This is a genomic window from Streptomyces sp. NPDC059668 (assembly GCF_042734135.1).
Lineage (GTDB): Bacteria > Actinomycetota > Actinomycetes > Streptomycetales > Streptomycetaceae > Streptomyces.
Genome location: NZ_JBHWEL010000008.1, coordinates 92,798 through 119,200, shown reverse-complemented (window position 1 = coordinate 119,200; position 26,403 = coordinate 92,798). Strand labels below are relative to the sequence as shown.

The 26,403-nt window shown below is 71.3% G+C and carries 28 protein-coding genes; 13 read left to right on the top strand and 15 right to left on the bottom strand.

The genetic code is table 11. From position 1 onward, the window contains the following. Window positions 1-125: 125 nt before the first annotated feature. Both ACFV2J_RS09275 and ACFV2J_RS09270 read right to left on the bottom strand, forming a co-directional pair. On the bottom strand, window positions 126-722 hold the full coding sequence (locus ACFV2J_RS09275) for a TIGR04222 domain-containing membrane protein (protein ID WP_385091541.1): 597 nt from the start codon (window positions 720-722) through the stop codon (window positions 126-128). Window positions 723-919: 197 nt separating this feature from the next. Then, entirely contained in the window at window positions 920-1,144 is a 225-nt protein-coding gene (locus ACFV2J_RS09270) for a hypothetical protein (protein ID WP_168530795.1), read from the bottom strand. A 99-nt stretch (window positions 1,145-1,243) separates the two neighbouring features. On the opposite strand from ACFV2J_RS09270, the gene ACFV2J_RS09265 reads away from it, so the two are divergent. Together ACFV2J_RS09265 and ACFV2J_RS09260 are read left to right on the top strand one after the other, a co-directional pair. Continuing rightward, a complete protein-coding gene (locus ACFV2J_RS09265) occupies window positions 1,244-1,789 on the top strand; it encodes a hypothetical protein (RefSeq protein ID WP_385091538.1) in 546 nt (181 codons plus the stop codon). Window positions 1,790-1,876: 87 nt separating this feature from the next. Further along, a complete protein-coding gene (locus ACFV2J_RS09260) occupies window positions 1,877-2,521 on the top strand; it encodes a hypothetical protein (RefSeq protein WP_385091536.1) in 645 nt (214 codons plus the stop codon). A 416-nt stretch (window positions 2,522-2,937) separates the two neighbouring features. On the opposite strand, the gene ACFV2J_RS09255 is transcribed toward ACFV2J_RS09260, so the two are convergent. The 3 genes from ACFV2J_RS09255 to ACFV2J_RS09245 form a co-directional block, all read right to left on the bottom strand. Continuing rightward, on the bottom strand, window positions 2,938-4,395 hold the full coding sequence (locus tag ACFV2J_RS09255) for a catalase (RefSeq protein WP_385091533.1): 1,458 nt from the start codon (window positions 4,393-4,395) through the stop codon (window positions 2,938-2,940). A gap of 186 nt (window positions 4,396-4,581) precedes the next feature. Continuing rightward, window positions 4,582-5,472 carry a 2-hydroxy-3-oxopropionate reductase gene (locus ACFV2J_RS09250; protein ID WP_385091530.1) on the bottom strand — a complete coding sequence of 297 codons (891 nt, stop codon included), beginning with the start codon at window positions 5,470-5,472 and terminating at the stop codon, window positions 4,582-4,584. 50 nt (window positions 5,473-5,522) lie between these two features. Beyond that, a complete protein-coding gene (locus ACFV2J_RS09245; protein ID WP_385091527.1) occupies window positions 5,523-6,380 on the bottom strand; it encodes a TIM barrel protein in 858 nt (285 codons plus the stop codon). A gap of 167 nt (window positions 6,381-6,547) precedes the next feature. On the opposite strand from ACFV2J_RS09245, the gene ACFV2J_RS09240 reads away from it, so the two are divergent. The 7 genes from ACFV2J_RS09240 to ACFV2J_RS09210 all read left to right on the top strand — a co-directional run bounded on the left by ACFV2J_RS09240 (window position 6,548) and on the right by ACFV2J_RS09210 (window position 12,534). Continuing rightward, complete coding sequence (locus ACFV2J_RS09240; RefSeq protein WP_266702829.1) at window positions 6,548-6,799, top strand: hypothetical protein; 252 nt, start codon at window positions 6,548-6,550, stop codon at window positions 6,797-6,799. After that, window positions 6,796-7,164, top strand: coding sequence for a helix-turn-helix domain-containing protein (locus ACFV2J_RS09235; RefSeq protein ID WP_385091524.1), 369 nt, complete (start codon window positions 6,796-6,798; stop codon window positions 7,162-7,164). The genes ACFV2J_RS09240 and ACFV2J_RS09235 overlap by 4 nt, the downstream gene beginning before the upstream one ends. Window positions 7,165-7,473: 309 nt before the next feature. Next, entirely contained in the window at window positions 7,474-7,989 is a 516-nt protein-coding gene (gene uraD, locus ACFV2J_RS09230) for a 2-oxo-4-hydroxy-4-carboxy-5-ureidoimidazoline decarboxylase (protein WP_385091521.1), read from the top strand. Further along, window positions 7,986-8,384, top strand: a complete 399-nt coding sequence (uraH, locus tag ACFV2J_RS09225) for a hydroxyisourate hydrolase (protein WP_385091517.1) — start codon at window positions 7,986-7,988, stop codon at window positions 8,382-8,384. Before uraD ends, uraH begins: the two co-directional genes overlap by 4 nt. Before the next feature lie 7 nt (window positions 8,385-8,391). Then, complete coding sequence (gene pucL / locus ACFV2J_RS09220; protein WP_385091515.1) at window positions 8,392-9,339, top strand: factor-independent urate hydroxylase; 948 nt, start codon at window positions 8,392-8,394, stop codon at window positions 9,337-9,339. Between the two features lie 127 nt (window positions 9,340-9,466). After that, complete coding sequence (locus ACFV2J_RS09215) at window positions 9,467-10,846, top strand: 8-oxoguanine deaminase (RefSeq protein WP_385437917.1); 1,380 nt, start codon at window positions 9,467-9,469, stop codon at window positions 10,844-10,846. Window positions 10,847-11,202: 356 nt separating this feature from the next. Next, entirely contained in the window at window positions 11,203-12,534 is a 1,332-nt protein-coding gene (locus ACFV2J_RS09210) for a nucleobase:cation symporter-2 family protein (protein WP_385098315.1), read from the top strand. Window positions 12,535-12,632: 98 nt separating this feature from the next. Here ACFV2J_RS09210 and ACFV2J_RS09205 read toward each other — a convergent pair whose 3' ends face one another. Continuing rightward, window positions 12,633-13,451 carry a chitosanase gene (locus ACFV2J_RS09205; protein WP_385088934.1) on the bottom strand — a complete coding sequence of 273 codons (819 nt, stop codon included), beginning with the start codon at window positions 13,449-13,451 and terminating at the stop codon, window positions 12,633-12,635. 157 nt (window positions 13,452-13,608) lie between these two features. Beyond that, window positions 13,609-15,117 carry an MFS transporter gene (locus tag ACFV2J_RS09200; protein ID WP_385088936.1) on the bottom strand — a complete coding sequence of 503 codons (1,509 nt, stop codon included), beginning with the start codon at window positions 15,115-15,117 and terminating at the stop codon, window positions 13,609-13,611. A gap of 135 nt (window positions 15,118-15,252) precedes the next feature. Between ACFV2J_RS09200 and ACFV2J_RS09195 the strand changes: the two genes are divergently transcribed. After that, window positions 15,253-15,654: a winged helix-turn-helix transcriptional regulator gene (locus ACFV2J_RS09195; RefSeq protein ID WP_385088939.1), complete on the top strand. Its 402-nt coding sequence runs from the start codon at window positions 15,253-15,255 to the stop codon at window positions 15,652-15,654. Between the two features lie 88 nt (window positions 15,655-15,742). Here the strand turns inward: ACFV2J_RS09195 and ACFV2J_RS09190 are convergent, their stop codons facing one another. From ACFV2J_RS09190 to ACFV2J_RS09175, 4 genes are all read right to left on the bottom strand, one after another. Further along, on the bottom strand, window positions 15,743-16,393 hold the full coding sequence (locus ACFV2J_RS09190; protein ID WP_385088941.1) for a hypothetical protein: 651 nt from the start codon (window positions 16,391-16,393) through the stop codon (window positions 15,743-15,745). Between the two features lie 47 nt (window positions 16,394-16,440). Continuing rightward, a complete protein-coding gene (locus ACFV2J_RS09185) occupies window positions 16,441-17,040 on the bottom strand; it encodes a histidine phosphatase family protein (protein ID WP_385088944.1) in 600 nt (199 codons plus the stop codon). Between the two features lie 95 nt (window positions 17,041-17,135). Next, window positions 17,136-17,336 carry a DUF397 domain-containing protein gene (locus ACFV2J_RS09180; RefSeq protein WP_385088947.1) on the bottom strand — a complete coding sequence of 67 codons (201 nt, stop codon included), beginning with the start codon at window positions 17,334-17,336 and terminating at the stop codon, window positions 17,136-17,138. Continuing rightward, window positions 17,333-18,178 carry a helix-turn-helix domain-containing protein gene (locus ACFV2J_RS09175; RefSeq protein ID WP_385088950.1) on the bottom strand — a complete coding sequence of 282 codons (846 nt, stop codon included), beginning with the start codon at window positions 18,176-18,178 and terminating at the stop codon, window positions 17,333-17,335. Before ACFV2J_RS09175 ends, ACFV2J_RS09180 begins: the two co-directional genes overlap by 4 nt. A gap of 114 nt (window positions 18,179-18,292) precedes the next feature. Between ACFV2J_RS09175 and ACFV2J_RS09170 the strand changes: the two genes are divergently transcribed. Then, a complete protein-coding gene (locus tag ACFV2J_RS09170; protein ID WP_385088953.1) occupies window positions 18,293-18,727 on the top strand; it encodes an ATP-binding protein in 435 nt (144 codons plus the stop codon). A gap of 21 nt (window positions 18,728-18,748) precedes the next feature. Here the strand turns inward: ACFV2J_RS09170 and ACFV2J_RS09165 are convergent, their stop codons facing one another. Then, window positions 18,749-19,957: a pyridoxal phosphate-dependent aminotransferase gene (locus tag ACFV2J_RS09165; protein WP_385088956.1), complete on the bottom strand. Its 1,209-nt coding sequence runs from the start codon at window positions 19,955-19,957 to the stop codon at window positions 18,749-18,751. 85 nt (window positions 19,958-20,042) lie between these two features. On the opposite strand from ACFV2J_RS09165, the gene ACFV2J_RS09160 reads away from it, so the two are divergent. After that, window positions 20,043-20,675: a winged helix-turn-helix transcriptional regulator gene (locus ACFV2J_RS09160; RefSeq protein WP_385088959.1), complete on the top strand. Its 633-nt coding sequence runs from the start codon at window positions 20,043-20,045 to the stop codon at window positions 20,673-20,675. 329 nt (window positions 20,676-21,004) lie between these two features. Here the strand turns inward: ACFV2J_RS09160 and ACFV2J_RS09155 are convergent, their stop codons facing one another. Genes ACFV2J_RS09155 through ACFV2J_RS09145 form a run of 3 tightly spaced genes read right to left on the bottom strand, consistent with a single transcriptional unit; the run spans window position 21,005 to window position 24,632 of the window. Further along, complete coding sequence (locus tag ACFV2J_RS09155; RefSeq protein WP_385088962.1) at window positions 21,005-21,820, bottom strand: hypothetical protein; 816 nt, start codon at window positions 21,818-21,820, stop codon at window positions 21,005-21,007. Next, the gene (locus ACFV2J_RS09150; RefSeq protein WP_385088964.1) at window positions 21,820-23,085 is read right to left on the bottom strand and encodes a VWA domain-containing protein; all 1,266 of its coding nucleotides are present in this window, start codon (window positions 23,083-23,085) and stop codon (window positions 21,820-21,822) included. Before ACFV2J_RS09150 ends, ACFV2J_RS09155 begins: the two co-directional genes overlap by 1 nt. 44 nt (window positions 23,086-23,129) lie before the next feature. Further along, on the bottom strand, window positions 23,130-24,632 hold the full coding sequence (locus tag ACFV2J_RS09145) for an IucA/IucC family protein (protein WP_385437909.1): 1,503 nt from the start codon (window positions 24,630-24,632) through the stop codon (window positions 23,130-23,132). Between the two features lie 84 nt (window positions 24,633-24,716). On the opposite strand from ACFV2J_RS09145, the gene ACFV2J_RS09140 reads away from it, so the two are divergent. Continuing rightward, window positions 24,717-26,321, top strand: coding sequence for an IucA/IucC family protein (locus ACFV2J_RS09140; RefSeq protein ID WP_385088969.1), 1,605 nt, complete (start codon window positions 24,717-24,719; stop codon window positions 26,319-26,321). The last annotated feature ends 82 nt before the right edge of the window (window positions 26,322-26,403 follow it).

Below are 26,403 nucleotides of genomic sequence, written 5' to 3'. Positions count from 1 at the left end.
ACCCCGGCTCCGTCCTGAGGACTTCGTACGGCTTCCGCTCCCGGGCCGGGGTTCTCGGTGCGCCTGATGATCGATCAGGGTCGTTGCACGGCACGGTGGTTGTGATGCCCCGCTATGAGGGTGCCTCAGCCTGGTCCCGTGTCCGAGCCGCCGCCGTCGGTGTAGCCGCCGCCGCACCCGCCGCCCCAGGAATGCGGCAGCAGCCCCTTGTCGGCCGTGCCGCCGCGCCCCACCAGCCCCGCGTCCACCGCGAAGCGCGGCTCCAGGACGGTGAGGGCCCCGGCGCCGTGGAGCGCGACCGCGAGGAGCATGTCGTGGCTCGACAGGCCCTCCCTGCCGGTGGGCAGGGGACGTTCGGCCCGTGTCCGCCTGAGGAGGCGCCGGGCGGCGAGCGTGGGGCCGGGAGGGAAGGTCCGGAACGTTCCGGCCTCGGTCAGCTCGGCCCGTACCTGTGCGAGCGCCTGCCGTACCCGGGTCCGCCGCAGCAACTCGCCCATGCCCGCGGGGCGGTAGAGAGAGGCGTGCACCGCCCGTTCCAGCGGATGCGCCGCCCGGTCCGCGGGGTGGTCCGCGTGCGCGGGCGCCCGTGACGTCCGCATCGTGCCCGGCCGGCCGGCCTCCACGACGCCGCGCAGACGCAGGGCGAGCACGGCGACCGTCACGGCGGCGCGGGGCCCGCCACGCACCAGGGCGACGGCGTACGGATCCGGTTCCTCCGACATGCCGTCGCCCATGGCCGCCCCCGTGTCGCTCCCGTCATGAGGCCCGCCGCCCCCGTGCCGGCGGGCCTCATGTGCCGAGAGTGTGCCCTCGACCGGGGTGGGGTGAAGCCCTCGGAGCGTTGTTCAGAGCTTGATTTGAGCATTCCGTAGGTGACGTACGCCCGGAGGCGTACCCCGGAGGTGCGCGGGGCCGGTCGTCACTCGGACGGGTGCTCCGACAGCCCCGGCCAGTCGTCCGGGCCGCCGCCCTGCCAGTCGATGATGTCGCTCTCCTCGACCTCGATCTCGTCCAGGTCCGCCAGCCGCAGGATCTCGACGACGTCGTCCAGGTGGTAGGCGATACCGAGCGTCTCGTCCCCGGCGGTGACCCGCCGCGATCCGTCCAGCCCTGGGGCGTGCACAACAATGCTGGGATAGTCCATGCCCTCAGGCTGCTGCCGGCGGGGCGGATACGCACGCCGACGCACCCAGAGCCTCAAGATCGGCAACGAAGCGTTCGCAGCGGCAGGAGTTCACTTTTGATGAGCGGTTTCGATGACCTGGCTGCGCTCCGGCTGGAGCCGCTCGCCGAAGTCCTGGCGTCGCACACTCCTGCACAGGCTGAGCTGACGGCCGGCCAGTGGCTCGGTGTCGTGGAGCTGCTGACCATGCGCCTGACGCACGAATTCGGTGACCTGCCGTCGGAGCGTCGGGAAATATGTTCGTCGGCGTTTGGGCATGCGCTAGACAGTGCCGTCGCTTCGGGTGCCATCGATTACCGTGAGAGTTTGATTCGCCGCACGAATCTCTCACTGGTTCTACTCCAGGACACTCCACCGGACACCAGTGTCGATCTTCTGAACCCAGGCCCACTCATCGAACTTCTCCTCCTGGAAGTTCCGATGCCGGCGGAAGAAGCCGGCGCCATGTCGGCCGATTGGCGCAGTCTCGACATCTCTCGGATTCGGGATCTGCGCATGGCCAAGAACCTGGTCTCGCCGGGTCTTGCGATCGCCGGGCTGATGCGTGAGGAAGAACGTGATCCCCGCTTGGAGGAGTGGGAAAGAGTTCTGCCGTCGCTTCCATGATCAAGGAGCGAGCAGACTCGAGGAGTTGATGCATGGATGCGGAGGAGTCGACACATGGATCCCCATCGGAGAGACCTGTACCCGGACGTGACCGCCGCGGGCGGCCTTCTGTCGGCGATGAAAGAGGCCACGAAGCTGGGCGGAGGCGACATCTGGCCGGTGTTCTCGATCACCGACGCCGTCGTCATCGGGACGGCAAGGGGTCACGTGTCGGTCGTTCCCGCCACCGAGGAGCGTCGGTTCCGGGTGCGTGTCCATATTCCCGGGTTCGAGTGGGACATTCCCGCGTTCACCTGGGACATCGGCTCGACGGACGATCTCGGGTTGCTCGCGGAGATGGTCGTCGCATGGCGGGAAGGTGTGCCGTTCGGCGAGTTGGCGGAGAGGTTCACGTTCCTGGAGCTCGACGAGTTCGCCGGGGCGCTCGAGAGGGGAGAGCCCACTTCCTCGCAGTGGGCCGACCTTCTGTCAGCCGAATTCCACCGGAGGCAATGGAACCTTCTGCGCCGCCTCCATGCGGATGAGGTGCTGCGGAACATGTTCCCGGTGATGTCCCACGGTGCGGTCCGCCTGCGGGTGGATCTGTTCGACGGAGCGAGCCGTCAGGTCCGGGTGTACGAGCTGGACGGGGAGCGGTACGAAGTCTGCCCCGGGGAGCCCGGGGCCTCCTGGGTCCAGGTGCCGGCCGGTGATCTGATCGCCCACCTGCGAGCTGCCTTGAACGAAGAGTGATTCCGACGGATCGACGAGGTCGAACCCCGCCAGATGCTTCCTGGCGGGGTCTCTTTGCGCATACCCACTGACGAGTCGTCACGGTCCGCGCCCAGCGGGTTGCTTGGGCCCTGGGTGCAGGACGCCCGTGGTCCTGGTCGATTGCCCCTGTTCTCCACGCAGAAGGACCGCCGAGGAGTCACGGGAAGGGTCGGACAGGTCCTGCGGCCCCACCGTGACTCAGGGTCCTGGAAGGTGGGCGGGGACCGCGGCGGACGCGACGGGACCGGGGGCTTCCTTCCCTCAGGTCGAGAAGGGCCTCCGGAACCTTGACCACCGCACTGGCTCGCATGCCGCCGCGGTCCCGGTCCTGCCCGGACGGCGCTGGACCACCCCTCATCCGGGTCCAGCGCCGCCGCGGGCGGCAGGGGGGGGGCTCAGTCCTCGCGCAGGGCGCGGACCGCCTCCGCCACGCGGTCGCCGTACGACGGGTCGGCCGCGTGGAAGTGGGCGAGGTTCCTCTCGACGACGTCGTCGCGGGAGACCTGCGCGAGGCCGCCGGCGATGTTCGCGACCAGACGGGACTGCTCGTCCCGCGACATCAGGCGGTACAGCTCACCCGCCTGGAAGAAGTGGTCGTCCTTGGTGTGGAGCGGGGCCTCGTGGGTGCCGGTGTGGCCGTGCACCGCGAGCGGGGCCGACAGCGGACGGCCGGTCTCGGCCGGTCCGTCGTAGGAGTTGGGTTCGTAGTTCTTCGCCGCACGGCCCTGGTCGTTGGCGGCCATCAGGCCGTCGCGGCCGTAGTTCCGGGCGGCCGTCGCCCGGGGCGCGTTCACGGCGAGCAGCGTGTGGTTCACGCCCAGCCGGTAGCGGTGGGCGTCCGCGTACGCGAACAGGCGGCCCTGGAGCATCTTGTCGGGCGAGGGGCCGATGCCCGGAACGAAGTTGTTCGGGGAGAAGGCGGCCTGTTCGACCTCGGCGAAGACGTTGTCGGGGTTGCGGTCCAGGACGAGTCGTCCCACGCGCCGCAGCGGGTAGTCCCCGTGCGGCCACACCTTCGTGAGGTCGAAGGGGTTGAAGCGGTAGTCCGCCGCCTCCGCCGCGGGCATGACCTGCACGTACAGGGTCCAGGACGGGTGCACGCCCCGCTCGATGGCCTGGAGCAGGTCCGTCTGGTGGGAATTGGGGTCCTTGCCCGCGATCTCCTGTGCCTGCTCGCTCGACAGCGAGCGCACGCCCTGGTTCGTCTTGAAGTGGTACTTGACGAAGAAGGCCTCGCCCGCGGCGTTCGTCCACTGGTAGGTGTGCGAGCCGTAGCCGTTCATGTGGCGGTACGAGGCCGGGATGCCGCGGTCGCCCATCAGCCAGGTCACCTGGTGCGTGGCCTCGGGGGAGTGCCCCCAGAAGTCCCAGACGTTGTCCGGCTCCTGCTTGCCCGTGAACGGGTCGCGCTTCTGGGAGTGGATGAAGTCGGGGAACTTGACCGGGTCCTTGACGAAGAAGACGGGCGTGTTGTTCCCGACCAGGTCGTAATTGCCCTCCTCCGTATAGAACTTGACCGCGAAACCGCGGGGGTCACGGACCGCGTCCGCGCCGCCGAGGTTGTCGGCCACGGTCGAGAAACGCAGGAACACCTCGGTGCGCTTGCCGACCGTGCCGAGGAAGTCGGCGTACGTGAAACCCGTGACGTCGTCGGTCACCTCGAAGTGGCCGTACGCGCCCGAGCCGCGGGCGTGCACCACACGCTCCGGGATGCGCTCGCGGTTGAACCGGGCGAGCTTCTCCAGCAGGTGCTGGTCCTGGAGGAGCAGCGGGCCGCCGACGCCTGCGGTGGCGGAGTTCTGGTTGTCGGCGACCGGGGCGCCGGACTCGGTCGTCAGCACGCGCTTCGACATCGTGGACCTTCCGTACGAGAGGGCAGCGGGGCCAGCGGAAACCTTCTTCCGCTATGTGGACCATCCGCTTCGTGGAGCCTAGGTTTGGGGTCAATCGACGTCAACAGTTTGTTGAAGTCGATTCCGGACGGTGCCACCGCCTGGGCGCGACAGGACAGGTGTCGGCGGCGGCACCGCCCGGAAGTCTCAGAGGCGCGCGCCGGAGAGCCGCTCGACGGCCCGCAGCAGGGCCGAGTGGTCCAGGCCGCCGTCGCCCTGCGCGCGCAGCGATGCCACCAGTTGGGCGACGACGCCGCCGACCGGCAGCGCGGCGCCCACGGTGCGGGCGGCGTCCGTGACGATGCCCATGTCCTTGTGGTGCAGGTCGATGCGGAAGCCCGGCTTGAAGTCGCGGTTGAGGAAGTTGTCCTTCTTGCGCGTCAGGACGGTCGAGCCGGCCAGGCCGCCGTTCAGCACGTCGAGCGCCGCCCTCAGGTCCACGCCCGACTTCTCCAGGAACACCACGGCCTCGGCGCACGCCTGGATGTTCACGGCGACGATCAGCTGGTTGGCGGCCTTCACGGTCTGGCCCGAGCCGTGCGGACCGCACAGCACGATCGTCCGGCCGAGCGCCTCGAAGATCGGCTCGGCCGCGTCGAAGTCGGCCTGCTCGCCGCCGACCATGATGGACAGCACGGCTTCGACGGCGCCGGCCTCACCACCGGAGACCGGGGCGTCGAGGACGCGGACGCCCTTGGCCGCGGCGGCCTTCGCGAGGTCCACGGAGGTCTGCGGGGTGATCGACGACATGTCGACGAGCAGCGCTCCGGACCGCGCGTTCTCCAGGATGCCGTCGGGCCCGTACGCGATGGCCTCGACCTGCGGGGAGGCGGGCACCATGGTGATCACCACGTCGGCGTCGCGCACGGCCTCGGCGATCGACCCCGCCGCGGTGCCGCCGGCCGCGGCCAGCCGCTCCAGCTTGTCCTGCTCCAGGGTGAACCCGGTGACGTCGTACCCGGCCTTGATCAGGTTCTCCGACATGGGGGAGCCCATGATGCCGAGCCCGATCCACGCGACCTTCGGGAGTTTGCTCATGAGGGTGCCTTTCTGACTTCTCTGACGCTCTGTGTCGGTGGGGTGCCGGCTCAGCGGGCCGGCCGGGCCTCGGCGGGCAGCCAGTCGAAGGCCTCGGCGCTCGGCCGGTCGCCCGGCTTGTACTCCAGGCCGACCCAGCCCTCGTAACCGGCCTTGCGCAGCTGGTCGAGCAGGTCGTCCAACGGGAGCGTGCCGGTGCCCGGGGCGCCGCGGCCGGGATTGTCGGCGATCTGCACATGGCCCGTCTTCGCCGCGTAGGCGGAGATCGCCCGCGGCAGGTCCTCGCCGTTCATCGACAGGTGGTAAAGGTCCATGAGGAACCGGGCGTTGCCGAGGCCGGTCGCCTCGTTGACCCGGTCGACGACGGCGACGCCGGCCGCGGCGCTCACCAGCGGATAGTCCGGCGACTCGGGCCGGTTGAGCGTCTCGACCAGCAGGATCGCGCCGATCCGGTCGGCCGCGCGCGCCGCGAGGACCAGGTTCTCCAGTGCGAGCGCGTCCTGTTCGGCCGGGTCCACGCCCTCGACGCGGTTGCCGTACAGGGCGTTGAGCGCCCCGCAGCCCAGCGACCGCGCGAAGTCCGCCGCCACGTCGATGTTGGCGCGGAACCTCTCCGACTCCACGCCGGGGATCGACAGCGCGCCCCGGTCGGGACCGGGCAGCCGCCCGGCGTAGAAGTTGAGGCCCGTCAGCCGGACGCCCGCGTCCTCGATCGCCCGCTTCAGGGCGTCGAGTTCGGCCGGTGCGGGGGTGGGGGAGTCGACCCAGGGCCACCACAGTTCGACCGCGGTGAAGCCGGCCGCGGCGGCGGCCGCGGGGCGCTCCAGGAGCGGGAGTTCCGTGAAGAGGATCGACAGGTTGACGTTGAAGCGCTGCTCCGCGGCTGTGTGCGATGCAAAACCGGTCATGGACTCGGCGCCCCCTTCCGTATCGACAGGTCCGGCCGGTCTCCGCCGGTCCGCATAATTCCGTATTGTGGAAGTTCATTTCTGCTTAATGGAAGATTGCCGTCGGGTCTCGGGGCTTGTCAAGAGGGGGCTGCCGGAAAATCGACGCCGAGCAGTAGGTTGAGCGGGTGCGATTGAGAGTGGAGTTCACGACCGAGCCCTTCGACCTGGACGAGGCACCCCCGCACGCGCTGGTCGCCCGCGAGGTCGTCGAGGCGGCCGCGCTGGACGCCGTGGACGTCGGCCCGTTCGGCAACACCGCGGAGGGCGGGGCGGACGCCGTGCTCGACGCGGTCGACGCACTGCTGCGCAAGGCCCTGGCCGCCGGCGCCACGCGGGTCTCGTTGCAGGTGAACGTGGTCGGGGAGGGCGATAAGTGACCGGCACCGGGGACGATCCCTTCGTCGCGGCGGTCAAGCCGCTGGTCGACGCCATGGGCGGCGAGATGCTGGCGCCGGGTGAGGCCGGACCGGACGACGTCGTGCTCTCCTGGGAGGGGGCGGACGTGGTGGCCGTACGCCTGCCGCAGCTCGCCGACTCGCTCGATCACATCCTGGCCGCCCTGGAGCGCAAGCACGGCAAGCCCCTGGCCGACCTCGACCGCAAGACCAAGCAGGAGGTCGTGCGGGTGCTGGAGGCGCGCGGGGCCTTCTCCGTGCGGCACGGTGTGGAGACCGTGGCGGGCGCGCTCGGGGTGAGCCGCTTCACCGTCTACAACTACTTGAACCGTGAGAAGCAGGTCTGATCCGGGTGAGCCGCTTCACCGTCTACAGCTACCTGAACCGCGAGAAGCAGGTCTGAGCGCAGCCCGGGGGGTCCGGGGAGGGTGCGGGGCCCGGTGGAAGCGGGCCGCCCCCGCCGGCGGACAAGCGCAGGTCAGGAGCGCGTCGGGCCTCCGTCCTCCCGGCTCGTGGGCCCCCGCGGGACCGCCGCCGTCCGGATCACCCGGACGGCGGTTTTTGTTACCCGGATTTTTCAACAAAGTGTTGACGTGGTGTTTTCGAGGGCGTTAGCTATCCGCAGCCCGTCCAGCACAAGGCCACGGAGGCATCCCGTGACGTCGAGCACGACACCCGGTGGTCTCGCCCGGTTCAACGCCCTGGAGGAGCAAGCGGCCCACGCGGCCCTCGTCGAGGTGTGCGCCTCGGCGGCCTGGGTGCGCGGCCTGCTCGCCCGTCGCCCGTACGCCACACCCGACGCCCTCTTCGCCGCGAGTGACGCCGCCATGGCCGAACTGACCGCGGCGGACCTGGCGGAGGCGATGGCCGGGCACCCGCCGATCGGGCGGCCGAGACCCGGAGACCCGACCTCCTCCCGCGAGCAGCGCGGCATGGCAGGCGCCTCCGAGGAGCTCAGGGCGGAGATGCTCGAACTGAACCTGGCCTACCAGGAGAAGTTCGGCCATGTCTTCCTGATCTGCGCCACCGGCCGCACCGGCGAGCAGATGCGCGACGCGGTCGAGGAACGCCTCGGCCACGCACCCGAGCAGGAGTACGAGATCGTCCGCGTCGAACTGACGGCGATCAACCGCATCCGCCTCGGCCGACTCCTGGAGGAAGAAGAGGCATGAGCACCGACACCACGGCCTCCGTGTCCACGCACATCCTGGACACCAGCGCCGGCCGCCCCGCCGGGGACGTCGCCGTGCGACTGGCGGCCCGCGCCGGCCGCGACGCCGACTGGCGCCCGCTCGGCGGCTCCGCGACCGACGCGGACGGGCGGTGCAAGGACCTGCCGGCGCCGCCGGAGGGGACGACCCACGTACGGCTCGACTTCGAGGTCGAGGCGTACTTCGAGAAGAAGCAAGCCGATGCGCAGCAGGACGCCCCCGCGAACCGGGACAGCGGTACGAGCGGAGTGTTCTTCCCCGAAGTGGCGATCACCTTCGCGGTGACGCCGGGCGAGCATTACCACGTACCGCTGCTGCTCAACCCGTTCGGCTACTCCGTTTACCGAGGGAGCTAGCAGACAGATGACGGACAACTCCCGACCCGCGCGCCCTGTGGTCCTGGGACAGAACCAGTACGGCAAGGCCGAGAACCGGGTCGTCAGGATCACGCGCGACGGCGACACCCATCACATCAAGGACCTCAACGTGTCCGTGGCGCTGAGTGGCGCCATGGAAGAGGTCCACTACTCCGGTTCGAACGCCAACGTGCTGCCGACGGACACCACCAAGAACACGGTGTACGCCTTCGCCAAGGAGCACGGCATCGAGTCCGCCGAGCAGTTCGGCATCCACCTCGCCCGGCACTTCGTGACCAGCCAGGAGCCGATCACGACGGCGCGCATCCGGATCGAGGAGTACGCCTGGGAGCGCATCGAGACCTCGGACGCAAACTCCAGGTTCATCGGCGCCGACGAGGTCAAGCACTCCTTCGTGCGCAAGGGCCAGGAGACCCGGGTCACCCAGATCACCTTCGACGGTGAGACCTGGGAGGTCGTCTCGGGGCTGAAGGACCTCGTCGTGATGAACTCGACGAACTCCGAGTTCTGGGGCTTCGTCAAGGACAAGTACACGACGCTGCCCGAGGCGCACGACCGCATCCTGGCGACCGAGGTCTCCGGCCGCTGGCGCTTCAACTGGACCGGCGACGAGCAGAAGATGCCGAATTGGGAGAAGTCCTACGACCAGGTCAGGAAGCACATGCTCCAGGCCTTCGCGGAGACGTACTCGCTCTCGTTGCAGCAGACCCTGTACCAGATGGGCGCGCGCATCATCAACAACCGGAGCGAGATCGACGAGGTCCGCTTCTCCCTCCCGAACAAGCATCACTTCCTGGTGGACCTGACGCCGTTCGGGCTGGAGAACGACAACGAGGTCTACTACGCGGCCGACCGCCCCTACGGGCTGATCGAGGCCACCGTCCTGCGTGACGGCTGCGAACCGCGCATCCCGGTGGACCTCACCAACCTCTGACCTCCGCCGGTGCCCCCGGCCGGCCGGGGGCACCCCTCTTCATCGGCACCCGTGGCGTCGACCGCCGCGGCACTCAAACCTCCTGGGGTCCTGCCGTCCCCTCTCCGCAGAGCGAAAAGGACGCATCATGGCAGCAGCCCAGCGCATCGTCATCGAGAACTGTTCGATCGCGACCGTCGACGCCGACGACACCGAGTACGCCACCGGGTACGTCGTCGTCGCCGGCAACCGCATCGAGTCCCTCGGCGCGGGCAGTGCCCCCGACGGGCTGGAGAACGTGGTCCGCCGGGTCGACGGCACCGGCCACCTGGCCACACCCGGCCTGGTCAACACCCATCACCACTTCTACCAGTGGATCACCCGCGGGCTCGCCACCGACCACAACCTCTTCGACTGGCTCGTCGCGCTGTACCCGACCTGGGCGCGCATCGACGAGCAGATGGTGTACGCCGCCGCGCAGGGTTCCCTCGCGATGATGGCCCGCGGTGGCGTCACCACGGCCATGGATCACCACTACGTCTTCCCGAAGGGCTCCGGGGACCTGTCCGGCGCCATCATCCGGGCCGCCCGCGAGGCAGGCGTGCGCTTCACCCTGGCCCGCGGCTCCATGGACCGCAGCGCGAAGGACGGCGGCCTGCCGCCGGACTTCGCCGTCGAGACCCTCGAAGGCGCCCTCGCCGCCACCGAGGCGACCGTCGACGAGCACCACGACGCCTCCTTCGGCGCCATGACGCAGATCGCCGTCGCCCCCTGCTCGCCGTTCTCCGTCTCCACCGAACTCCTCACGCAGGGCGCCGAGTTGGCCCGCCGCAAGGGCGTACGGCTGCACACGCACGGTTCGGAGACCGTCGAGGAGGAGCAGTTCTGCAAGGAGCTGTTCGGGATGGGCCCGACCGACTACTTCGAGTCCACCGGCTGGCTCGGCGAGGACGTGTGGATGGCCCACTGCGTCCACATGAACGACTCCGACATCGCCGCCTTCGCCCGTACGAGAACGGGTGTCGCCCACTGCCCGTCCTCCAACGCCCGCCTGGCGGCCGGGATCGCGCGCGTCCCCGACATGCTCGCGGCCGGCGTCCCGGTCGGCCTCGGCGTCGACGGCACGGCCTCCAACGAGTCCGGCGAACTCCACACCGAGCTGCGCAACGCCCTCCTCGTCAACCGCCTCGGCGCCCACCGGGAAGCCGCCCTCAACGCCCGGCAGGCGCTGCGTCTGGGCACCTTCGGCGGCGCCCAGGTCCTCGGCAGGGCGGCGGAGATCGGCTCCCTGGAGCCCGGCAAGCTCGCCGACCTCGTGCTGTGGAGGCTCGACACCCTGGCCCACGCCTCGATCGCCGACCCGGTGACCGCGCTGGTCCTCGGCGCGGCCGCCCCGGTCACCCTCTCCCTCGTCAACGGCCTCCCGGTCGTCGAGAACAGCCGGCTGCTGAACGTCGACGAGGACGCCGTCGCCCGCTCCACGCGGGCGGAGGCACAGCGTCTCGCGCGGATCGCCGCGCGGGCCTGAGCAGTCCGAAGATCTCCGGCCGGGGGGGACGGCCCCCGGCCGGAGGCCATGGACCCGAGCGGGGTCCATGGCGGCCGTCTCCGGTGGGCGCGCATGGACGTGCGCGCCCACCGGAACGGCCCCCGTCACCCGGACGCCCCGCCCCCTGACGGTCCCGCCGTCCGGACGGGCGCTCCTCGTGACGGCCATCGTCCCGGTCCCGCACGACCGCGCATCACCTCCCTGACACCCGCGTCGGAGCCGACGCGTAACCGACCGGAGGAGCCGCCGTGGCCGCCCCATCGACCCCCAGCAACGAGGCAATACCGCACAACGGATCGAAGCACCCGGTCGACGAGAAACTCCCGCCGCTGAACATGGCCGCCAGTGGCCTCCAGCACGTCGCCGCCATGTACGCGGGAGTCGTCGCCCCACCTCTGATCGTCGGCGCCGCCGCGGGACTCTCCGGCGCCGAACTGACCTTCCTCACCGGCGCGTGTCTGTTCACCGCGGGTCTCGCCACCTTCCTCCAGACGCTCGGCTTCTGGAAGATCGGCGCCCGGCTGCCGTTCGTCAACGGGGTCACCTTCGCCGGCGTCGCCCCGATGACCGCGATCGTCGCCTCCACCAAGGACAAGGGCGACGCGCTGCCGGTCATCTTCGGCGCGGTCGTCGTCGCCGGCGTCCTCGGCTTCGTCGCCGCACCCTTCTTCAGCAAGGCGGTCCGCTTCTTCCCGCCCGTCGTCACCGGGTCCGTCATCACCCTCATCGGCGTCTCCCTGCTGCCGGTCGCCTTCGGCTGGGCGCAGGGCCCCGACCCGGCCGCGCACGACTACGGTTCGGCGACCTTCCTGGGCCTCGCCGGCACGACGCTCGTGATCGTGCTGCTGCTGCGCCGCTTCACCCGCGGGTTCGTCAAGCAGATCGCCGTGCTGCTCGGCCTGGTCGCCGGCACACTCGTCGCGATCCCCCTCGGCATCACGGACTTCGCTCCGGTCGCCGACGCGGACGTGGTGGGCTTCCCGACCCCGTTCCACTTCGGCGCCCCGCAGTTCCAGCTCGCCGCGATCCTCTCGATGTGCGTGGTCATGGTGGTCTCGATGACCGAATCGACCGCGGACATGCTGGCGTTGGGTGAGATCGTCGAGCGGCCGGCCGACGAGCGGACCATCGCGGCCGGGCTGCGGGCCGACACGCTCGGCTCCGCGCTCAGCCCGCTCTTCAACGGCTTCATGTGCAGCGCCTTCGCCCAGAACATCGGCCTCGTCGCGATGACCCGCATCCGCAGCCGGTACGTGGTCGCCACCGGCGGCGGCTTCCTGGTCCTGATGGGCCTGTGTCCGGCGGCGGCCTCACTGATCGCGGTCGTACCGCGTCCGGTGCTCGGCGGCGCGGGCGTGGTCCTCTTCGGCTCGGTCGCCGCCAGCGGCATCCAGACCCTCGTACGGGCCGGCCTGGACAAGGACAACAACGTCCTGATCGTCGCCGTGTCGCTGGCCGTCGGCATCATCCCGATCACCACGCCGGACTTCTACCACGCGTTCCCGCAGACCGCGCGCATCGTCCTGGACTCGGGGATCTCGACGGGGTGCGTGACCGCCGTGCTGCTCAACCTCGTCTTCAACCACTGGGGCCGGCGGCGTGACGCGGGCGAGGTCACCCACCCCATGGAGGCCGGCGAGGACCTGAAGGCCGTCCCGGCCCACTGATCCCGCGGAGGTCACCACCGTCCCCGCGGGCGTCCCGGCGACGCGCGCGGGGCGCGGCATCACGAGTGCCGCGCCCCGCGCCGTCGTGGCGGGGACCGTCAGCCGATGTGGTAACTGTCCCCGTACACCTTCCAGTCCAGCGGTGTGTTCAGGTTGAGGTTCCGGTTCTTGACGAACACCCGCTGCTCGGTGTCGACCCGGCTGGTGTCGGAGTGCGCCTCCTCCTGCTTCATCGCCCAGACCCGGGCGTCGAGGAAGGCGTTCAGATACGTCACCTCGTCGCCGCCCTGGGCCGGGGGCTTCGCCTTGGCCAGCGCGCGCTTGCGGATGCTGCTGAAGCTCGTGCTGTCCGAGCCGTCGCCGTGCATGACGATGGCGTCGTAGTAGGTGAACTGGCCGAGCACACCGATGCCGTCGGCCTTGCCCCGCTGGACGGCCGGGTTGAAGTAGACCCGGTCGCGTTCGTCGTTCTGGGCCTGCTGGAACGCCGTGTCCTGGGCGGCCTTGCGCCAGTCCGCGGGGAAGCCGGGGTCCAGGCCCTGGTGCGAGTCGCTGCCGTCCACGTCACGCAGCGCGGGCAGGTACTTGGCGAGGACGTTGCCGGGCTTGCGCTGGGTGTACAGCTCGACGAGGTCGAGCATGTCGCCGGTGCCCGAGCAGAATCCGATGATCCCGGCGGTGTAGCCGCGACCGTCGCCGATGTCCTCGATGTACTTGTACTGAGCCTTCCAGTCCAGCGAGGAGTTCTCCGCGCTGGAGACCAGCTTCATGGCGATCTCCTTCTTCGCCGGGTCGTCCAGTCCGACGGCCGCGGCACCGCTCGCGGACTGCGCCGCGAGGACCGGACCTGCCACCAGTGAGGCTCCGATCAGAGCGAGCAGGGTGCGTCGTGAGGTGTGGATGTGGGGGGTGCGCACGGTACCTCCGATGAGGGGAGTGAGGCGTCCACTTACTGTTAGGAAGGTTTCCTACCAGAGATTGGGTGCCGCCGATACCCGTCAGGAGGAGCCGAGTTGGCGCTGCCTACAGGCCAACAGGGCCTAAAGGCAGGCAGTTTGGGCATTCAGTCGATGGTCATGAGGGGGAGCGCGCGTCGTGGACGGGCCGGGCGTCCGTCGAGGCCGTGGAGGAGGCGGGCCGTGGACGCAGGACGGTGGCCGCCGACAGCAGGGCCGCCGCCGTGATCGCGGTGGCCACCGCGAACGCCAGCCGGTAGCCGTCCGCCGTCGCCGTGACGACTGGCGCGCCTGCGCCGGTCAGGCGCTCCGTGCGGCTCGCCGCCAGGGTGGTGAGGACCGCGAGACCCAGTGAACCACCCACCACCTGCGTGGTGTTGAACAGCCCGGAGGCCAGCCCCGCGTCCTCCTCGCGGACGCCCGTCATCGCGAGTCCCGTCACCGCGGGCATCGCGGCCGCGAACCCGGCGCCGAGCAGCAGCATCGCGGGCAGCACGTCGGCGGCGTACGTGCCGTGGACCGGGGCCCGGCTGAGCAGAGCCATGCCCGTCGTGACGAGGGCGAGCCCGAGAAGCAGGACCCGGTAGGGGCCGAAGCGGGCGATCGTCCGCGCGGACAGGCCCAGCATCAGCACCCCGATCGCCACCGGTGCCGGCAGGAACGCGATCCCGGTCAGCAACGCGTCGTATCCCAGGACGCGTTGGAGATAGAGGGCGCCGATGTACTGGAAGCCGTACATGCCGGCGATCATCAGGGCCTGGACCGTGTTCGCGCCCGACAGCGGACGGGACCGGAACAGGCGCAGGCGCAGCAGCGGACGTGCGGCCCGTGTCTGGCGCACGAGGAACCCGGCGAAGAGGGCGACGGCGAGCCCGGCCGGGGCGAGTGTGCCGCCAGGACCCCGGTCGCCGGTGCCGACGATGGTGTACACCGTCAGCATCAGTGCGGCCGTGACCAGCGCCGCCCCGGGCCAGTCGGCGCCCCTGCCCGGCCCGACTCCCTTCTCCGGCGCGAGGATCCGCACCGCGGCGACCCAGGCGGCCACCCCGATCGGCAGGTTGACCAGAAAGATCCAGTGCCAGCCGGCGGCCTGCGTCAGCGCCCCGCCGAGAAAGGTCCCGAGCGCCCCGCCCGCGGCGCCGACCGCGCTGAACACCGCGATGGCACGGGCCTGTTCGCGTGGACCGGGGAACAGCGCGACCAGCATCCCGAGGACCACCGCCGAGGTCATCGCCCCGCCGACACCCTGTAGGGCGCGGGCGGCGACCAGCGTGCCCGGACCGGTGGCGACCCCGCACAGCATGGACGCCGCCGTGAACACGGCGAGCCCGGTGGTGAACATCCGCCTGCGGCCCACCAGATCGCCCAGCCGCCCCGCCAGCAGCAACAGGCCGCCGAACGGGATCAGATACGCGTTCACCACCCAGGCGAGCCCGGGCCCCGAGAACCCCAGGTCGCTCTGGATCGCGGGCATCGCGACCGTGACGACGTTCCCGTCCAGGACGGTCATCAGGGTGCCGGCGCACAGGACGATCAGCGCCGCCCGGCGGGAGTACGTCCGCGGTGCGCGTGCCGCGGCGGGTGGGGGCGGCGTTGTGTGCGCCGGGGACGGGTTCCGGGACGGCATGGCGACGACCTCCGTGTATCGCGTGTACTCCGCGTGTTCCGTGCGGTCCTCGGGCGCGGGACACTCCATAGGTGCACGACTTGTAACGGGGTACATCGTGAGTGACCATGAGGTCCGGCATAAGGAGGTACTCGGATGTCCCGGGGGAACACCGGTGTTACCGCCCAGGTCGTGCACGCGCAGGCGTGCCCGGTCCGGGAAGTTCTTGACAGGGTCGCCGGCAAATGGAGCGTGCAGATCCTCGTGGCCGCCGCGCACGGCCCGATCCGCTTCACCGAGCTGGAGCGCAGCATCGACGGCATCAGCCGCCGCATGCTCACCCTGACGCTGCGCCACCTGGAACGCGACGGACTCGTCACACGCACCGTGCACGCGACGGTGCCGCCCAAGGTCGAGTACGCGCTGACACCGGTGGCACGCGAGCTGCATGCGACCCTGCTGTCCCTGACGGACTGGGCCGAGCGGCACCGCGTCACGATCGCCGAGTCCCGCGCGGCCTACGACGAACGGCACCGGCCGGAGCCGCTGGACGCGTAGACCGCCTCGCGGCGCGGCTCAGAGGCCGAAAGGTCCCGCCCTCGCCCCAGGTGAGAACGGACGCCACCGCGGTGAGCGACCGGCGTGCTCAGACGCGCCGGGGAGACGCCAGTACGTACCGCACGCCGGTACGCGGTTCCGTGTACTCGCCGGCCTGCCAGCCCGCCTTCTCCAGCGTGGCCGCGCAGGCCCGCAGCGCCTCGGGATCGGGCTCGTGGACGGCGACGGCCTCCGGCTGCGGTGTCGCCCGTACCCGGTAGCCGCCGTCCGCGGCGTCCGCGCCCGCCGGGCGGTGCCCGGCGGCCTCCAGGGCGAGCGCGGCCGCCTGCACCAGATGCGTACGCTCCCACCCGCACGGCCGGTCCACGGCGCCGTCCGGATGGGTCATCCGGCGCAGTTCCAGGAGTCCCTCCCAGGCGCTGCGCACCTCACGCGCACGGGAGGGTCCGCCCGCCGGGGCATCCTCGCCACCGATCCGCGCGGCGAACACCCCCGCGGCGGCCGGGGGAGCGGAGGTCCCCGAGAGCGCCTCGGGGGTTTCCGGGAGCGGTTCAGGCGTCTCCCGCACGCGGTGTCCGGCGGGCGTCAGGAAGTGGTCGTGCGGTGGACGCGCATGCCGGAAGGCGAGCCCGCGCTTCACCAGCGCCGCGATCTGTGCCCCGGTGCCCTTCAGCCGCCCGGTCACGGGGTCGGCGGCGTCGATGACACGCCGCTGCGCGGCGGTCGGCGGTCGTGTCATGGCGCACTCCTTCCCCCGGACCCGGCCGGTGCCGGTCCACGCGAAGACTACGACGCGGGTCTGACATTCCAGCCGGCCACCACATGCCGACGGTGCTCGGTGCTCAGCCGGCTCACGGTCCCGGTGGCGAGCTGGAACAGTGCGCCGTCCTCCGCGGGCAGCCCCAGCCGCCGCGCCGTCAGCACCCGCAGGAAGTGCCCGTGGGAGAAGACGGCGACACAGCCCTGCGCCTCGGCGAGGGCCGCGTCGATCTTGGCGAGCATCCGTTCCGCGCGCGTACCGACCTGCGCGGGGCTCTCGCCGGGATGCTCCGGCGGTCCGGGCGCGACACCGTCGTCGAAGAGGAACCAGTCGGGCCGGGTCCGGTGGATCTCCACGGTCGTCACGCCTTCGTACCCGCCGTAGTCCCACTCGCACAGGTCCGCGTCGACCCGTGCCCCCTCGACCCCGGCCAGCCGCGCCGTCTCCCGCGCCCGCCGCATCGGGCTGACGAACGCCGCGGAGATGTGGAACGTGGCGATCAGCGGGGCCAGTCGCCGCGCCTGCTCGCGGCCGTTCTCGGTCAACGGGATGTCGGTCGATCCGGTGTGCCGCCCGGACAAGGACCACTCGGTCTCGCCGTGCCGCACGAGAAGGAGGTCGCCCATGCTTGTGGTTCCTCTGCTCGCCGAAGGTTCTCGCGATCCCAGGCTACGAGCCCGGACCTCCGACTCCAGGGACGCGCACGGGTGGGGCGTGGCCGTCAGGAGGGGGACGAGGTGACCGCGAAGGCGACGAAGGCGGTCCAGGGGTCCGGGGTGAAGCCGAGGTGGGGGCCGTGGGCGTTCTTCGAGTCGCGTACGCGCACAACGGCGGGCGTGGTCGCGACCTCGACGCAGGCGGGACCGTCGTCGGTGCTGTGGCTGCTCTTGAACCATTCCAGGTCGGAACCGCTTATGGTCATGTCTCCCTCAGCGCTTTCTCGATGAAGGTCAGAGACTCCCTGGGCGCGAGAGCCTGGGCTCGGATGATCCCATAGCGGAGTTCCAGGATCTGGATCTCCCTGGGGTCCGAGATCAGCCGGCTGATCAGCTGAACCTCGTTGTGCCCCACGGTGGCGCCCTCTTTGAGCCGCAGTAGATGGAACGGGCCGCCGAGACCGGCATTGTCCTCACGATCCAGTGGCATCACCTGGATCTCCACGTTCCGCAGCTGCCCTACTTCCAACAGTCGTTCGAGTTGTCGGCGCAGTACCAGTCTGCCCCCGATCGGCCGCAGCAGCGTCGCCTCGTCCTGGACGAAGCTGAACGCCGGGAGCGTGTGCTCGCGATCCACGATCGTCTGGCGCGACAGACGAGCGGCCACGCGACGCTCCAACTGCTCCTCGGAGAACGCGGGACGCCGTGAGCCGAACACCGTGCGCATGTACTCCTCGGTCTGCAACAGCCCGTTGACGAGCGAGTTGTCGTACGCGCAGATCTCCACCGACTCACCCTCCAGCTTCGCCAGATCCCGCACCTTCTTGGGGTACCGGGCCTCCTCCACGTCCTTCGCCAGTGCGGCGATCATCCCGGCCGCCCCGAGCGCCTGGTCCGCCGCTTCGAGGAACTGCCTTCTCGGTGCCCGCCGTCCGCGCTCCACGGACGACACCTGTTCCTCGCTGTACCCGATCGCGCTGCCCAGTTCGGACTGCTTGAGCGCCGCCCGTTCGCGCCACATCTTGATGACCTTGCCCACCGTGCGCAGCACGGCCGCCGAGTCGTCGTCGCCGTCGGCCTGCCGTGGCTCGTTGGCCGTGACGTCCATGTCCCCACCTCCACGCGGCGCGGGCCGGACAGCGCCGGACCGCGACCGGACAGTGACCCCGCGTACCACCGATGTCGCTGTTCAGCGTAGTGACGATCGGCCACGCTGAGTGACATGAACGTGGATATCGCCGCTCCCGCCCGGGACTTCACCCTCCAGCTGTCGGCCACCCGCAGGGGCGCCCGGCTGGCCCGCCTCCTCGCGTCCGACCAACTGCACAGGTGGGGCTGGCCCTACGGCTGCGACGGGAACCGCACCGCCGCGCTGCTGGTGGCGGAGCTGGCGTCGAACGCGGCGCTGCACGGCCGGGAGAGGGGACGGGACTTCCGGCTCACCCTCACCGCCCGCGCCGACGCGACGCTCCGTATCGAGGTGACGGACCCCCGCCCGGACCGCCGTCCGCCCGAGCCGGGTTCCCTCCGGCAGGCCCCGCCCGAGGCCGAGTCGGGCCGGGGACTCCTCCTGGTCGAGGCGCTGGCCGCGCACTGGGGGACGACGGGCGGTGACCCGTACACCAAGACGGTGTGGTGCGAGGTCGGTCTGGGGTGAGCGCGGGCGTCGCGCCCGCCGCTACTGCCGGTACCCGCTCAGGAACCGGCCGATCCGGCTGATCGCCGCGTCCAGGTCGTCGGCGTGCGGGAGGGTGAGGATGCGGAAGTGGTCGGGGCGGGGCCAGTTGAAGCCGGTGCCCTGGACGACCTGGATCTTCTCGCGGAGCAGCAGGTCCAGGACGAACCGCTCGTCGTCGTGGATGCGGTGCACCTCGGGGTCGATGCGCGGGAAGGCGTACAGCGCGCCCTTCGGCTTGACGCAGGAGACGCCCGGGATCTCGTTGAGCTTCTCCCAGGCCCGGTCGCGCTGCTCGCGCAACCGGCCGCCCGGCGCGGTCAGTTCGTGGATGGACTGGCGGCCGCCGAGCGCGGCCTGGATGGCGTACTGGGCGGGCGCGTTGGCGCACAGCCGCATGGAGGCCAGCATCGTCAGGCCCTCCAGGTAGTTGCGGGCGTGCTGCTTGGGGCCCGTCACCACCAGCCAGCCCGAGCGGAAGCCCGCCACCCGGTACGTCTTCGACAGGCCGCAGAAGGTCAGGACCACCAGGTCGGGGGCGAGCGCCGCGGCCGAGTGGTGGACCGCGTCGTCGTAGAGGATCTGGTCGTAGATCTCGTCGGCGAAGACCATCAGGCCGTGCCGGCGGGCGAGGTCGAGGATGCCCTCGACGACCTCCTTCGGATAGACGGCGCCGGTGGGGTTGTTCGGGTTGATGATGACGACGGCGCGGGTCCGGTCGGTGATCTTCGAGGCCATGTCGGCCAGGTCCGGGTACCAGTCCGACTGCTCGTCGCAGAGGTAGTGCACCGCCTTGCCGCCGGCGAGCGTGGTGACGGCCGTCCAGAGCGGGAAGTCCGGTGCCGGGATGAGGACTTCGTCGCCGTCCTCGACCAGGGCCTGGACGGCCATCGAGACGAGTTCGGAGACGCCGTTGCCGAGGAAGACGTCGTCCACGTCCACTTCCAGGCCGCGGTCCTGATAGCGCTGGGCGACGGCCCTGCGGGCGGAGAGGACACCGCGCGAATCGGTGTACCCGTGCGCCTGGGGCAGCATCCGGATCATGTCCTGGAGGATCTCCTCCGGCGCCTCGAAACCGAAGAGCGCGGGGTTGCCGGTGTTGAGGCGCAGCACGCTGTGGCCGGCCGCCTCCAGTGCGTCGGCGTGCTCGATCACGGGGCCGCGGATCTCGTAACAGACCTCGCTGAGTTTGCTGGACTGCCGGAACTCCATGAGCTGCGTCCTCCGGTTCGTGGTGTTGCTTGGTTTTACCAAGTAGGTGCTTGGAAAGTCCAACAACATGTCTAGACTGCGTCGCATGTCACCTCGCCGAAGCTACGACCAGTACTGTTCCGCGGCCCGCGCGCTCGACGCCGTCGGTGACCGCTGGACCCTCCTGATCGTCCGCGAGCTGCTCGGCGGCCCGCGCCGCTACACCGATCTGCACGCGGATCTGCCCGGCGTGAGCACGGACGTCCTCGCCTCCAGACTCAGGGACATGGAGCGCGACGGCCTGACCACCCGGCGCAGGCTGCCACCGCCCGGCGCCGTCTACGTCTACGAACTCACGGAACGCGGAGCCGAGTTGCTGCCGGTTCTACAGGCGCTCGGCGAGTGGGGCGCGCCCGCTCTCGGCGAGCGCGGGGCCACCGACGCCGTACGGGCGCACTGGTTCGCACTGCCCCTGTTGCGGGGCCTCGCGGGGGAGGGCGAGGGGCTGGTCGAAGTCCGGCTGGAGGAGGGCGAGTTCCATGTACGGCTGGGTGTCCGGGAGGGGCCGGTGTACGGCGACGGGCCCGCTCCGGGGGAGCCGGACGTCCGGCTGTCGCTGGACACCGCGACCTGTACGGCGGTGAGCCGTGGGATCTCGACCGTGCTGGAAGCGGTGCGGGAGGGCCGTATCGAGGTCACGGGGGAGAGCACTCTCGCCAAGCTGCTGCGCGGGGACTGACACCGCCGCGCCGCCCGCGTGTTCGGCGGCCGGCGCGTCCTCCGTGACGAGGGCGTGCCGTCCGCGCCGGACACTTCCAGCGTGTTCGAAAGCATTGCGTGCGGCGGGGCGGCGACCACAGGGTGGCAACCGCGGGTGGGAGGAACGCCGTTACGGCGGCAGGGGTCGCCCGGGCGCGGGGGTGTCCCGCACGCCGCCCGCAGGGCCGGGGCCCGGACGGGGGACGGGTCGGACGGGGACGGGGCCCGCCGTGCTGTGGGGGGAGCACGGCGGGTCCTCGCCGTCGTACGGGCGTCCAGGCCCTCGTAAGGCAGCAGGGCCCTAGGTCACTACATGCCCGGGGGCACCCGGGAGGGCCGTCCCGACCCGCGGGTCAGCGCGTAGCCGCCGATGCCCGCGAGCGCCGCGAGGATGCCGCCGATCCCGGTCCACACCCAGCGGTCGGACCACCAGCCGGAGGTCCAGCCGTCGTCGGGTTCGATGGACGACAGCGCGGTCTTCGACGAGCCGGAACCGGGGTCGGACTGCTTGGCGCTCGTCGCGATCCCCGGGACCAGCGGCTTGCCCAGCGAACCGTCCACCGCGGCCGAACCGCCGATGTCCTTGGAGTCGACCTTCACCTCCGCGCCGACCGGCAGGCCCAGTTCGGACGCCGGCAGCCCGGTGGCCGTCAGCCGGATGTAGTACGTGCCCGGCAGCGGGTCGTCGGCCCAGGTCTCCGACCAGGCGCGCACGGTGCGCAGGGTGCAGGACAGCTCCACGGTGGCCGCCTCCCGCGCGGCCGTCCGCGTCTGCGCCCCGTACTGGCACGCCTGGCGCCGCCGCAGCCCGTCGTACACGTCGACCTGCCAGGTCTCGGAGGCTCCGCGTGCGGAGGCCTCCGGCAGCTTCACCGTCGCCTTCACGGTGGGCCGTTGACCGGCGTCCGCGGGGAACGACCAGTACAGGTAGTCGCCGGCGGACCCGCTGGCGGTCGCCCGCGTGCCCTGCCCGATCTCGGTCGCCGTACGGAACGACGTACCGGCCCGGGTGGGCGCGCTGTCGTCCCCCGACGGGCTCGGGGAGGGCGAGGAGTCGGCGAAGGCGGGTGCCGCCGCGACCCCGAGCAGCAGCAGAGCCGTACTCAACATACGTCCGAAACGCATCAGTTGGTCCTCCAGACCGCGATCCGCAGGCGGGAGATCCAGCCCCACAGCACACCCGCGAGGAAGCCGATGACCACGAGGGCGCCGAGCAGCCACCAGCCGCGCCCGAGGCCGAAGGAGGCCACGTCGCTCGCCTGGTCCGGCCCGTCGACGACGTCGACCGTCAGCTCCAGCGGCATCCCGGGCGTGGTCTTCACGCCGCTCGCCGCCGAGAAGGAGTTGGACACCTGGAGACACACGGTCTCGGCCGGGGCGTTCTCGTCGTCGCTCTCCGCCTTCGGATAGCGCAGACCGGTCGAGATGACGTCGGTACGGCCGTTGCCCGCCGCCTCGCCCCGTACGATCTCCCGTCCGTGCACCGTGACGGCGCGCAGCAGCACCCCGTAGTCGGGGTTGACGGCGCGGTCGGCCGCGACGCTCACCGAGGCGCGCAGCTCCTTGCCCGGCGCGACGTCCACCCGGTACCAGCGGTGCTGCGCGAACTCCTCACGGTCGGTGTAGAGCCCGGACTTCAGCGCCGGGGCCCCGGTGCAGGCGTCGGTGCCCTCGACGGCGACCGGTGTCGCCACCGGATCGGCCGCCCGGTCGACCAACTGGCCGACCCGATCGGTGAGTTCTTCCTTGTGCTGGACCGAGGTGTAGGTGCCTCCGGTCGCGTCCGCGATACAGCTGAGCTGGTCGCGGGTCTTGGCGTCGGGCACCAGCCCGAGCGTGTCGATGGTGAGACCGACCCCCTTGGCGGCGATCTCCCGGGCCACCTCGCAGGGGTCGAGCGGCTGGCAGGTGTCCTCGCCGTCGCTGATGAGGACGATGCGCCGGGTGCCGTCGCCGCCGTCGAGGTCGGCGGCGGCCTTGAGCAGCGCGGGGCCGATCGGTGTCCAGCCGGTGGGGTTCAGGGTCGCGACGGCGGTCTTCGCCTCCGTGCGGTCCAGGGTTCCCACCGGATACAGCTGGGCGGTGTCCTTGCAGCCCGTCTTGCGGTCGTTCCCGCGGTAGTTGGCGCCGAGGGTGCGTATACCGAGCTGGACCTCCTCGGGTGTCGCGTCGAGCACCTCGTTGAACGCCTGTTTCGCGGCGGCCATCCGTGATCCGCCGTCGATGTCGTTCGCCCGCATCGAACCGCTGACGTCCAGCACGAGTTCGACCTTGGGGGCGGCCTGCGCCGCCGTTTCGTCGGCGACCGCTCCGGCCGGGAAGGCGATCCCGGCCGTCAGGGCGGCGAGCAGGGCGCAGACTCCCGCCGCCAGCCGTTGTCTTGTGATCATCGCCGGATCCTATTGATCAAAGGTGCCGGGCTTCAAAACGATCTTCAGGACGGGTGGCCGATGAGAGGGTTGGGAAGCTCTGCCCAGATGTCTCCGGGAGTCTCCGGGGACAGCCTCATCAGGGTCAACGCCTTGGCCGGCAGGGGCTCGTCGAGCAGCGCGACGAGGTCCGGGGTGCGGGGCAGGCCGTCCACCGCGCTGCCCAGGTCCTCGCGCAGCACGGCCGAGGAACCCGCCGTCGCGCCCAGCGCGCCGGCGACCAGCGAGCCGAACAGCTTGCGGCGCAGGGTGGTCACGTCGTCCGTGACGATCCGTCCGGACATCGCGGGGGCCGCGATGCCGTGCCGGGCCAGTCGGCGCGGGCTGACGCGGATGTCCGCCAGATCGCGGTAGACGAGCCGCAGCGGCTCACCGGTGGCCGACAGCACGACGAGGAGGTTCTGTCCGTGCGCCTCCAGCGCCACCCCCAGGTCGAGCAGCCGCAGCCCCACGGTGAGCGCGAGGCGGGCGAAAGCCGCCGTCCAGCCCGGGGACCGGGGGAGCCCGGTGGCCGCGAGGGCCGCCACCGGGACGACGCGCTCGCCGTCACGGGCGTACCGGTCCGGCGACTCGCGCAGCACCGCCGCCAGAGCGGGGGAGTGGGCCGAGACGGCACCCAGGGTGCGGGTCACGTGCAGCAGACCGTCCGTGCGGGCCGCGATCTCCTCCGCGAACGCCGAGACCGTCGCCGACGTCTCGATCGAGTAGACCGAGATGTCCCGGACGGAGGAGGTCAGCCGGGCGCTCAGAGCCGTCTTGACATGCGGGCCGTCCGGCAGCGCCAGGGTCCGCAGCGACATCAACGGATGGGCGGCGAACCCCTCTTGATGACCCCGGTCGAGGATGTGCGCCGCCTGCCAGGGATGCACCGGGATCAGGACACTGTCCTCGTCCCGCAGCCACTTGGGCCACTCGCCGCGTACCAGGCAGTCGTCCACGGCGACCAGCCCCAGCTCCACGACCGGCCGGTGCTCCGGGCCGTACGCGAGCTGCTCGGCCGCCGAGAACCCGGGACGGGACCGGCAGTTCGGATGGTAAGGATGCCCGTCGACCACCCGCTGCTCCCACTCCCAGCTCGCCGCGGGTTCCGGGCCGGCCGGCGCCGGCTGCGCACGGGACAGGGCCAACGACGCGGCACTGTGGCCGAGTTCGGCCGCGAAGGCGCGGGCGTGCGGGACCGCCAGGGCCGTCATCAGCCGGTCCGGACGGTCGTAGGGCCGGTCGTCGAGCCGCAGCTCGGTCACGTACGCGGTGGTGGCGTACGGGTCCGCGTGCGGGCCGTGCAGCCGCCGCCCGTCGGTGAGGTGCAGTGTGAGACCCTCGCGCCCCCGCTCGCGGCGCGCGATCCACGGCAGCGGCTCATGGGCCAGCGCCCGCCACAGACGGGTCAGCACGGCGGCCCGGGCGCCGGGGAGGCCGGCCGCGTACGGCGCCGACAGGTCCGGACGCACGCTGCCCAGTTCGTCGGCGAGCGCGGCTTCGGCCTCGGGCAGGGGGAGACGGTGCACGGTCGGGCTCCTTGGAGACGGGGACTGCGTCGCGGTCGCCCGCGCCGACAGACATAATGATCACCAGTGCACCGTAGGGAACGAATGGATCGCGTGGACTCCATGCCGCCCAGACTGCCTCCGCCCGCCGGGAGCGACGGAGAAGGTGAAGACACCGCCGACGCGTACGCCGCGGCGCCGCTGCTCAATTGTCTGCTGCGGGAGGCGGCGGAGCCCGCCGGGGACCCCGGTACCTTCCGGCTCCGCGCCAGTGGCCGGCTGATGCGGGTACGGGGCACACGCCGGCCCCACGCTCCCGAGGTCCACACCGACGGCGCCTGGCGGCGGCTCGACCACACCGCGCTGGTCGAGCTCACCGCGGACGAACTGCTCCTCCTCACCCGTCTGCCCAACTCCGAGCTGCCCGCGGAGATGACCGACAGCCGGGACACGGTCGCCGCGCTGCTCGCCGCGCGCTCGGTCGCGACACCGCCCGCCGACCCGTACGTACGATCCGAGCAGTCCCTGCTCACCGGGCATCCGTACCACCCGGCGCCCAAGGCACGCGGCGGCGGCCCCGCGGCCGGCTGGCTGCCGTACGCGCCCGAGGCCTACGCCGGCTTCCCGCTGGAGCTGCTCGCCGTGCGCGAGGACGCGGTCGTCGAGGAGGGCGACACCGCGCCGCTCGACGTCTTCGGACGGGCACCGGCCGGCTACCGCCTGCTGCCGGCCCACCCCTGGCAGCTCGGCCTGGTCGGCTCCCGGCCCGCGATCCTGGCCGCCTTCGCGGACGGCCGGCTGGTCCGCCTCGGCCGCACGGCACGCCCGCTGTGGCCGACGGCCGCCATCCGTACGCTGTACGCCCCCGAGGACGACCTCTTCGTCAAGTTCAGCCTCGACGTGCGCATCACCAACGACATCCGCCGGCTGTGGCGGCACGACCTGCTGAAGCTGCGCCGCACGGACGCGGCGACCGTGGCGGCCTTCACCGCCATGAGCGCCCCGGCGGCCCTCCCCACGGACCGCCCGGACGGTCCGGTGAACACCCCCGCCGACCGCACACCGGGCATCCCCGCCGCCTGGCTGAGCGACCGCGGGTACCGCACCGCCGACTTCGCCTTCGAGGAGCTCGCCGTCCTCGTCCGCGACGGGCTGCGCGAGCACCTCGCCCCGGGCACCACACCGCTGCTCGCGGCCGCCCTCGTGGAGGGCTTCGAGGGCAGCCCCCTCGACGGACTCGGCGACCCGTCGGCCTGGTGGAGGGCGTATCTCCGGCAGGTCGTACCACCGACGCTGGAGGCGTTCGCGCGGCACGGCGTCGTCCTGGAGGCGCACCTGCAGAACACCCTGGTCGCCGTGGACGCCGACGGCACGCCCGTCCAGGCGCTGTTCCGGGACGCGGAGGGCGTGAAACTCCTGACGGACGTGGACCGCGCCGCCGGGTGGGAGCGGCTGGTCTACTGCCTGATCGTCAACAACGTGACCGAGCTGGCCGCCCTGCTCGCGGAGCGGCACCCGGGCTGGGACCCCTGGCCCGCCGTACGGGCCGAACTGGCGGGGCACGGCCTGCCCGGGATCACGGACGCGGTCACGGACCTGCTCACCGCCCCCACCCTGCCCGGCAAGACGAACCTGCTGCTCCGCTGGACCGGCGCGGACGGCGCCGACGCCCGCTATCTGCCGCTGCCGAACCCGCTGGCCCGCGCCTGACCGGCCTGACCGGCCTCTCCGGCCGCCGCCGGCCCGCGCGGCCCGGCTGTCGTCCGTGCCCCGCCGCGCCCAGGGGCACGGC

Coding starts and splice junctions, on each gene's coding strand:
- ACFV2J_RS09270 (WP_168530795.1), bottom strand. CDS start 1,144: ATGGACTATCCCAGCATTGTTGTGCACGCCCCAGGGCTGGACGGATCG.
- ACFV2J_RS09155 (WP_385088962.1), bottom strand. CDS start 21,820: ATGCGTTTCGGACGTATGTTGAGTACGGCTCTGCTGCTGCTCGGGGTC.
- ACFV2J_RS09265 (WP_385091538.1), top strand. CDS start 1,244: ATGAGCGGTTTCGATGACCTGGCTGCGCTCCGGCTGGAGCCGCTCGCC.
- pucL (WP_385091515.1), top strand. CDS start 8,392: ATGACGGACAACTCCCGACCCGCGCGCCCTGTGGTCCTGGGACAGAAC.
- ACFV2J_RS09245 (WP_385091527.1), bottom strand. CDS start 6,380: ATGACCGGTTTTGCATCGCACACAGCCGCGGAGCAGCGCTTCAACGTC.
- ACFV2J_RS09195 (WP_385088939.1), top strand. CDS start 15,253: ATGTCCCGGGGGAACACCGGTGTTACCGCCCAGGTCGTGCACGCGCAG.
- ACFV2J_RS09190 (WP_385088941.1), bottom strand. CDS start 16,393: ATGACACGACCGCCGACCGCCGCGCAGCGGCGTGTCATCGACGCCGCC.
- ACFV2J_RS09170 (WP_385088953.1), top strand. CDS start 18,293: ATGAACGTGGATATCGCCGCTCCCGCCCGGGACTTCACCCTCCAGCTG.
- ACFV2J_RS09165 (WP_385088956.1), bottom strand. CDS start 19,957: ATGGAGTTCCGGCAGTCCAGCAAACTCAGCGAGGTCTGTTACGAGATC.
- ACFV2J_RS09215 (WP_385437917.1), top strand. CDS start 9,467: ATGGCAGCAGCCCAGCGCATCGTCATCGAGAACTGTTCGATCGCGACC.
- ACFV2J_RS09275 (WP_385091541.1), bottom strand. CDS start 722: ATGTCGGAGGAACCGGATCCGTACGCCGTCGCCCTGGTGCGTGGCGGG.
- ACFV2J_RS09180 (WP_385088947.1), bottom strand. CDS start 17,336: ATGACCATAAGCGGTTCCGACCTGGAATGGTTCAAGAGCAGCCACAGC.
- ACFV2J_RS09250 (WP_385091530.1), bottom strand. CDS start 5,472: ATGAGCAAACTCCCGAAGGTCGCGTGGATCGGGCTCGGCATCATGGGC.
- ACFV2J_RS09200 (WP_385088936.1), bottom strand. CDS start 15,117: ATGCCGTCCCGGAACCCGTCCCCGGCGCACACAACGCCGCCCCCACCC.
- ACFV2J_RS09160 (WP_385088959.1), top strand. CDS start 20,043: ATGTCACCTCGCCGAAGCTACGACCAGTACTGTTCCGCGGCCCGCGCG.
- ACFV2J_RS09210 (WP_385098315.1), top strand. CDS start 11,203: ATGGCCGCCAGTGGCCTCCAGCACGTCGCCGCCATGTACGCGGGAGTC.
- ACFV2J_RS09185 (WP_385088944.1), bottom strand. CDS start 17,040: ATGGGCGACCTCCTTCTCGTGCGGCACGGCGAGACCGAGTGGTCCTTG.
- ACFV2J_RS09140 (WP_385088969.1), top strand. CDS start 24,717: ATGGATCGCGTGGACTCCATGCCGCCCAGACTGCCTCCGCCCGCCGGG.
- ACFV2J_RS09255 (WP_385091533.1), bottom strand. CDS start 4,395: ATGTCGAAGCGCGTGCTGACGACCGAGTCCGGCGCCCCGGTCGCCGAC.
- ACFV2J_RS09150 (WP_385088964.1), bottom strand. CDS start 23,085: ATGATCACAAGACAACGGCTGGCGGCGGGAGTCTGCGCCCTGCTCGCC.
- ACFV2J_RS09175 (WP_385088950.1), bottom strand. CDS start 18,178: ATGGACGTCACGGCCAACGAGCCACGGCAGGCCGACGGCGACGACGAC.
- uraH (WP_385091517.1), top strand. CDS start 7,986: ATGAGCACCGACACCACGGCCTCCGTGTCCACGCACATCCTGGACACC.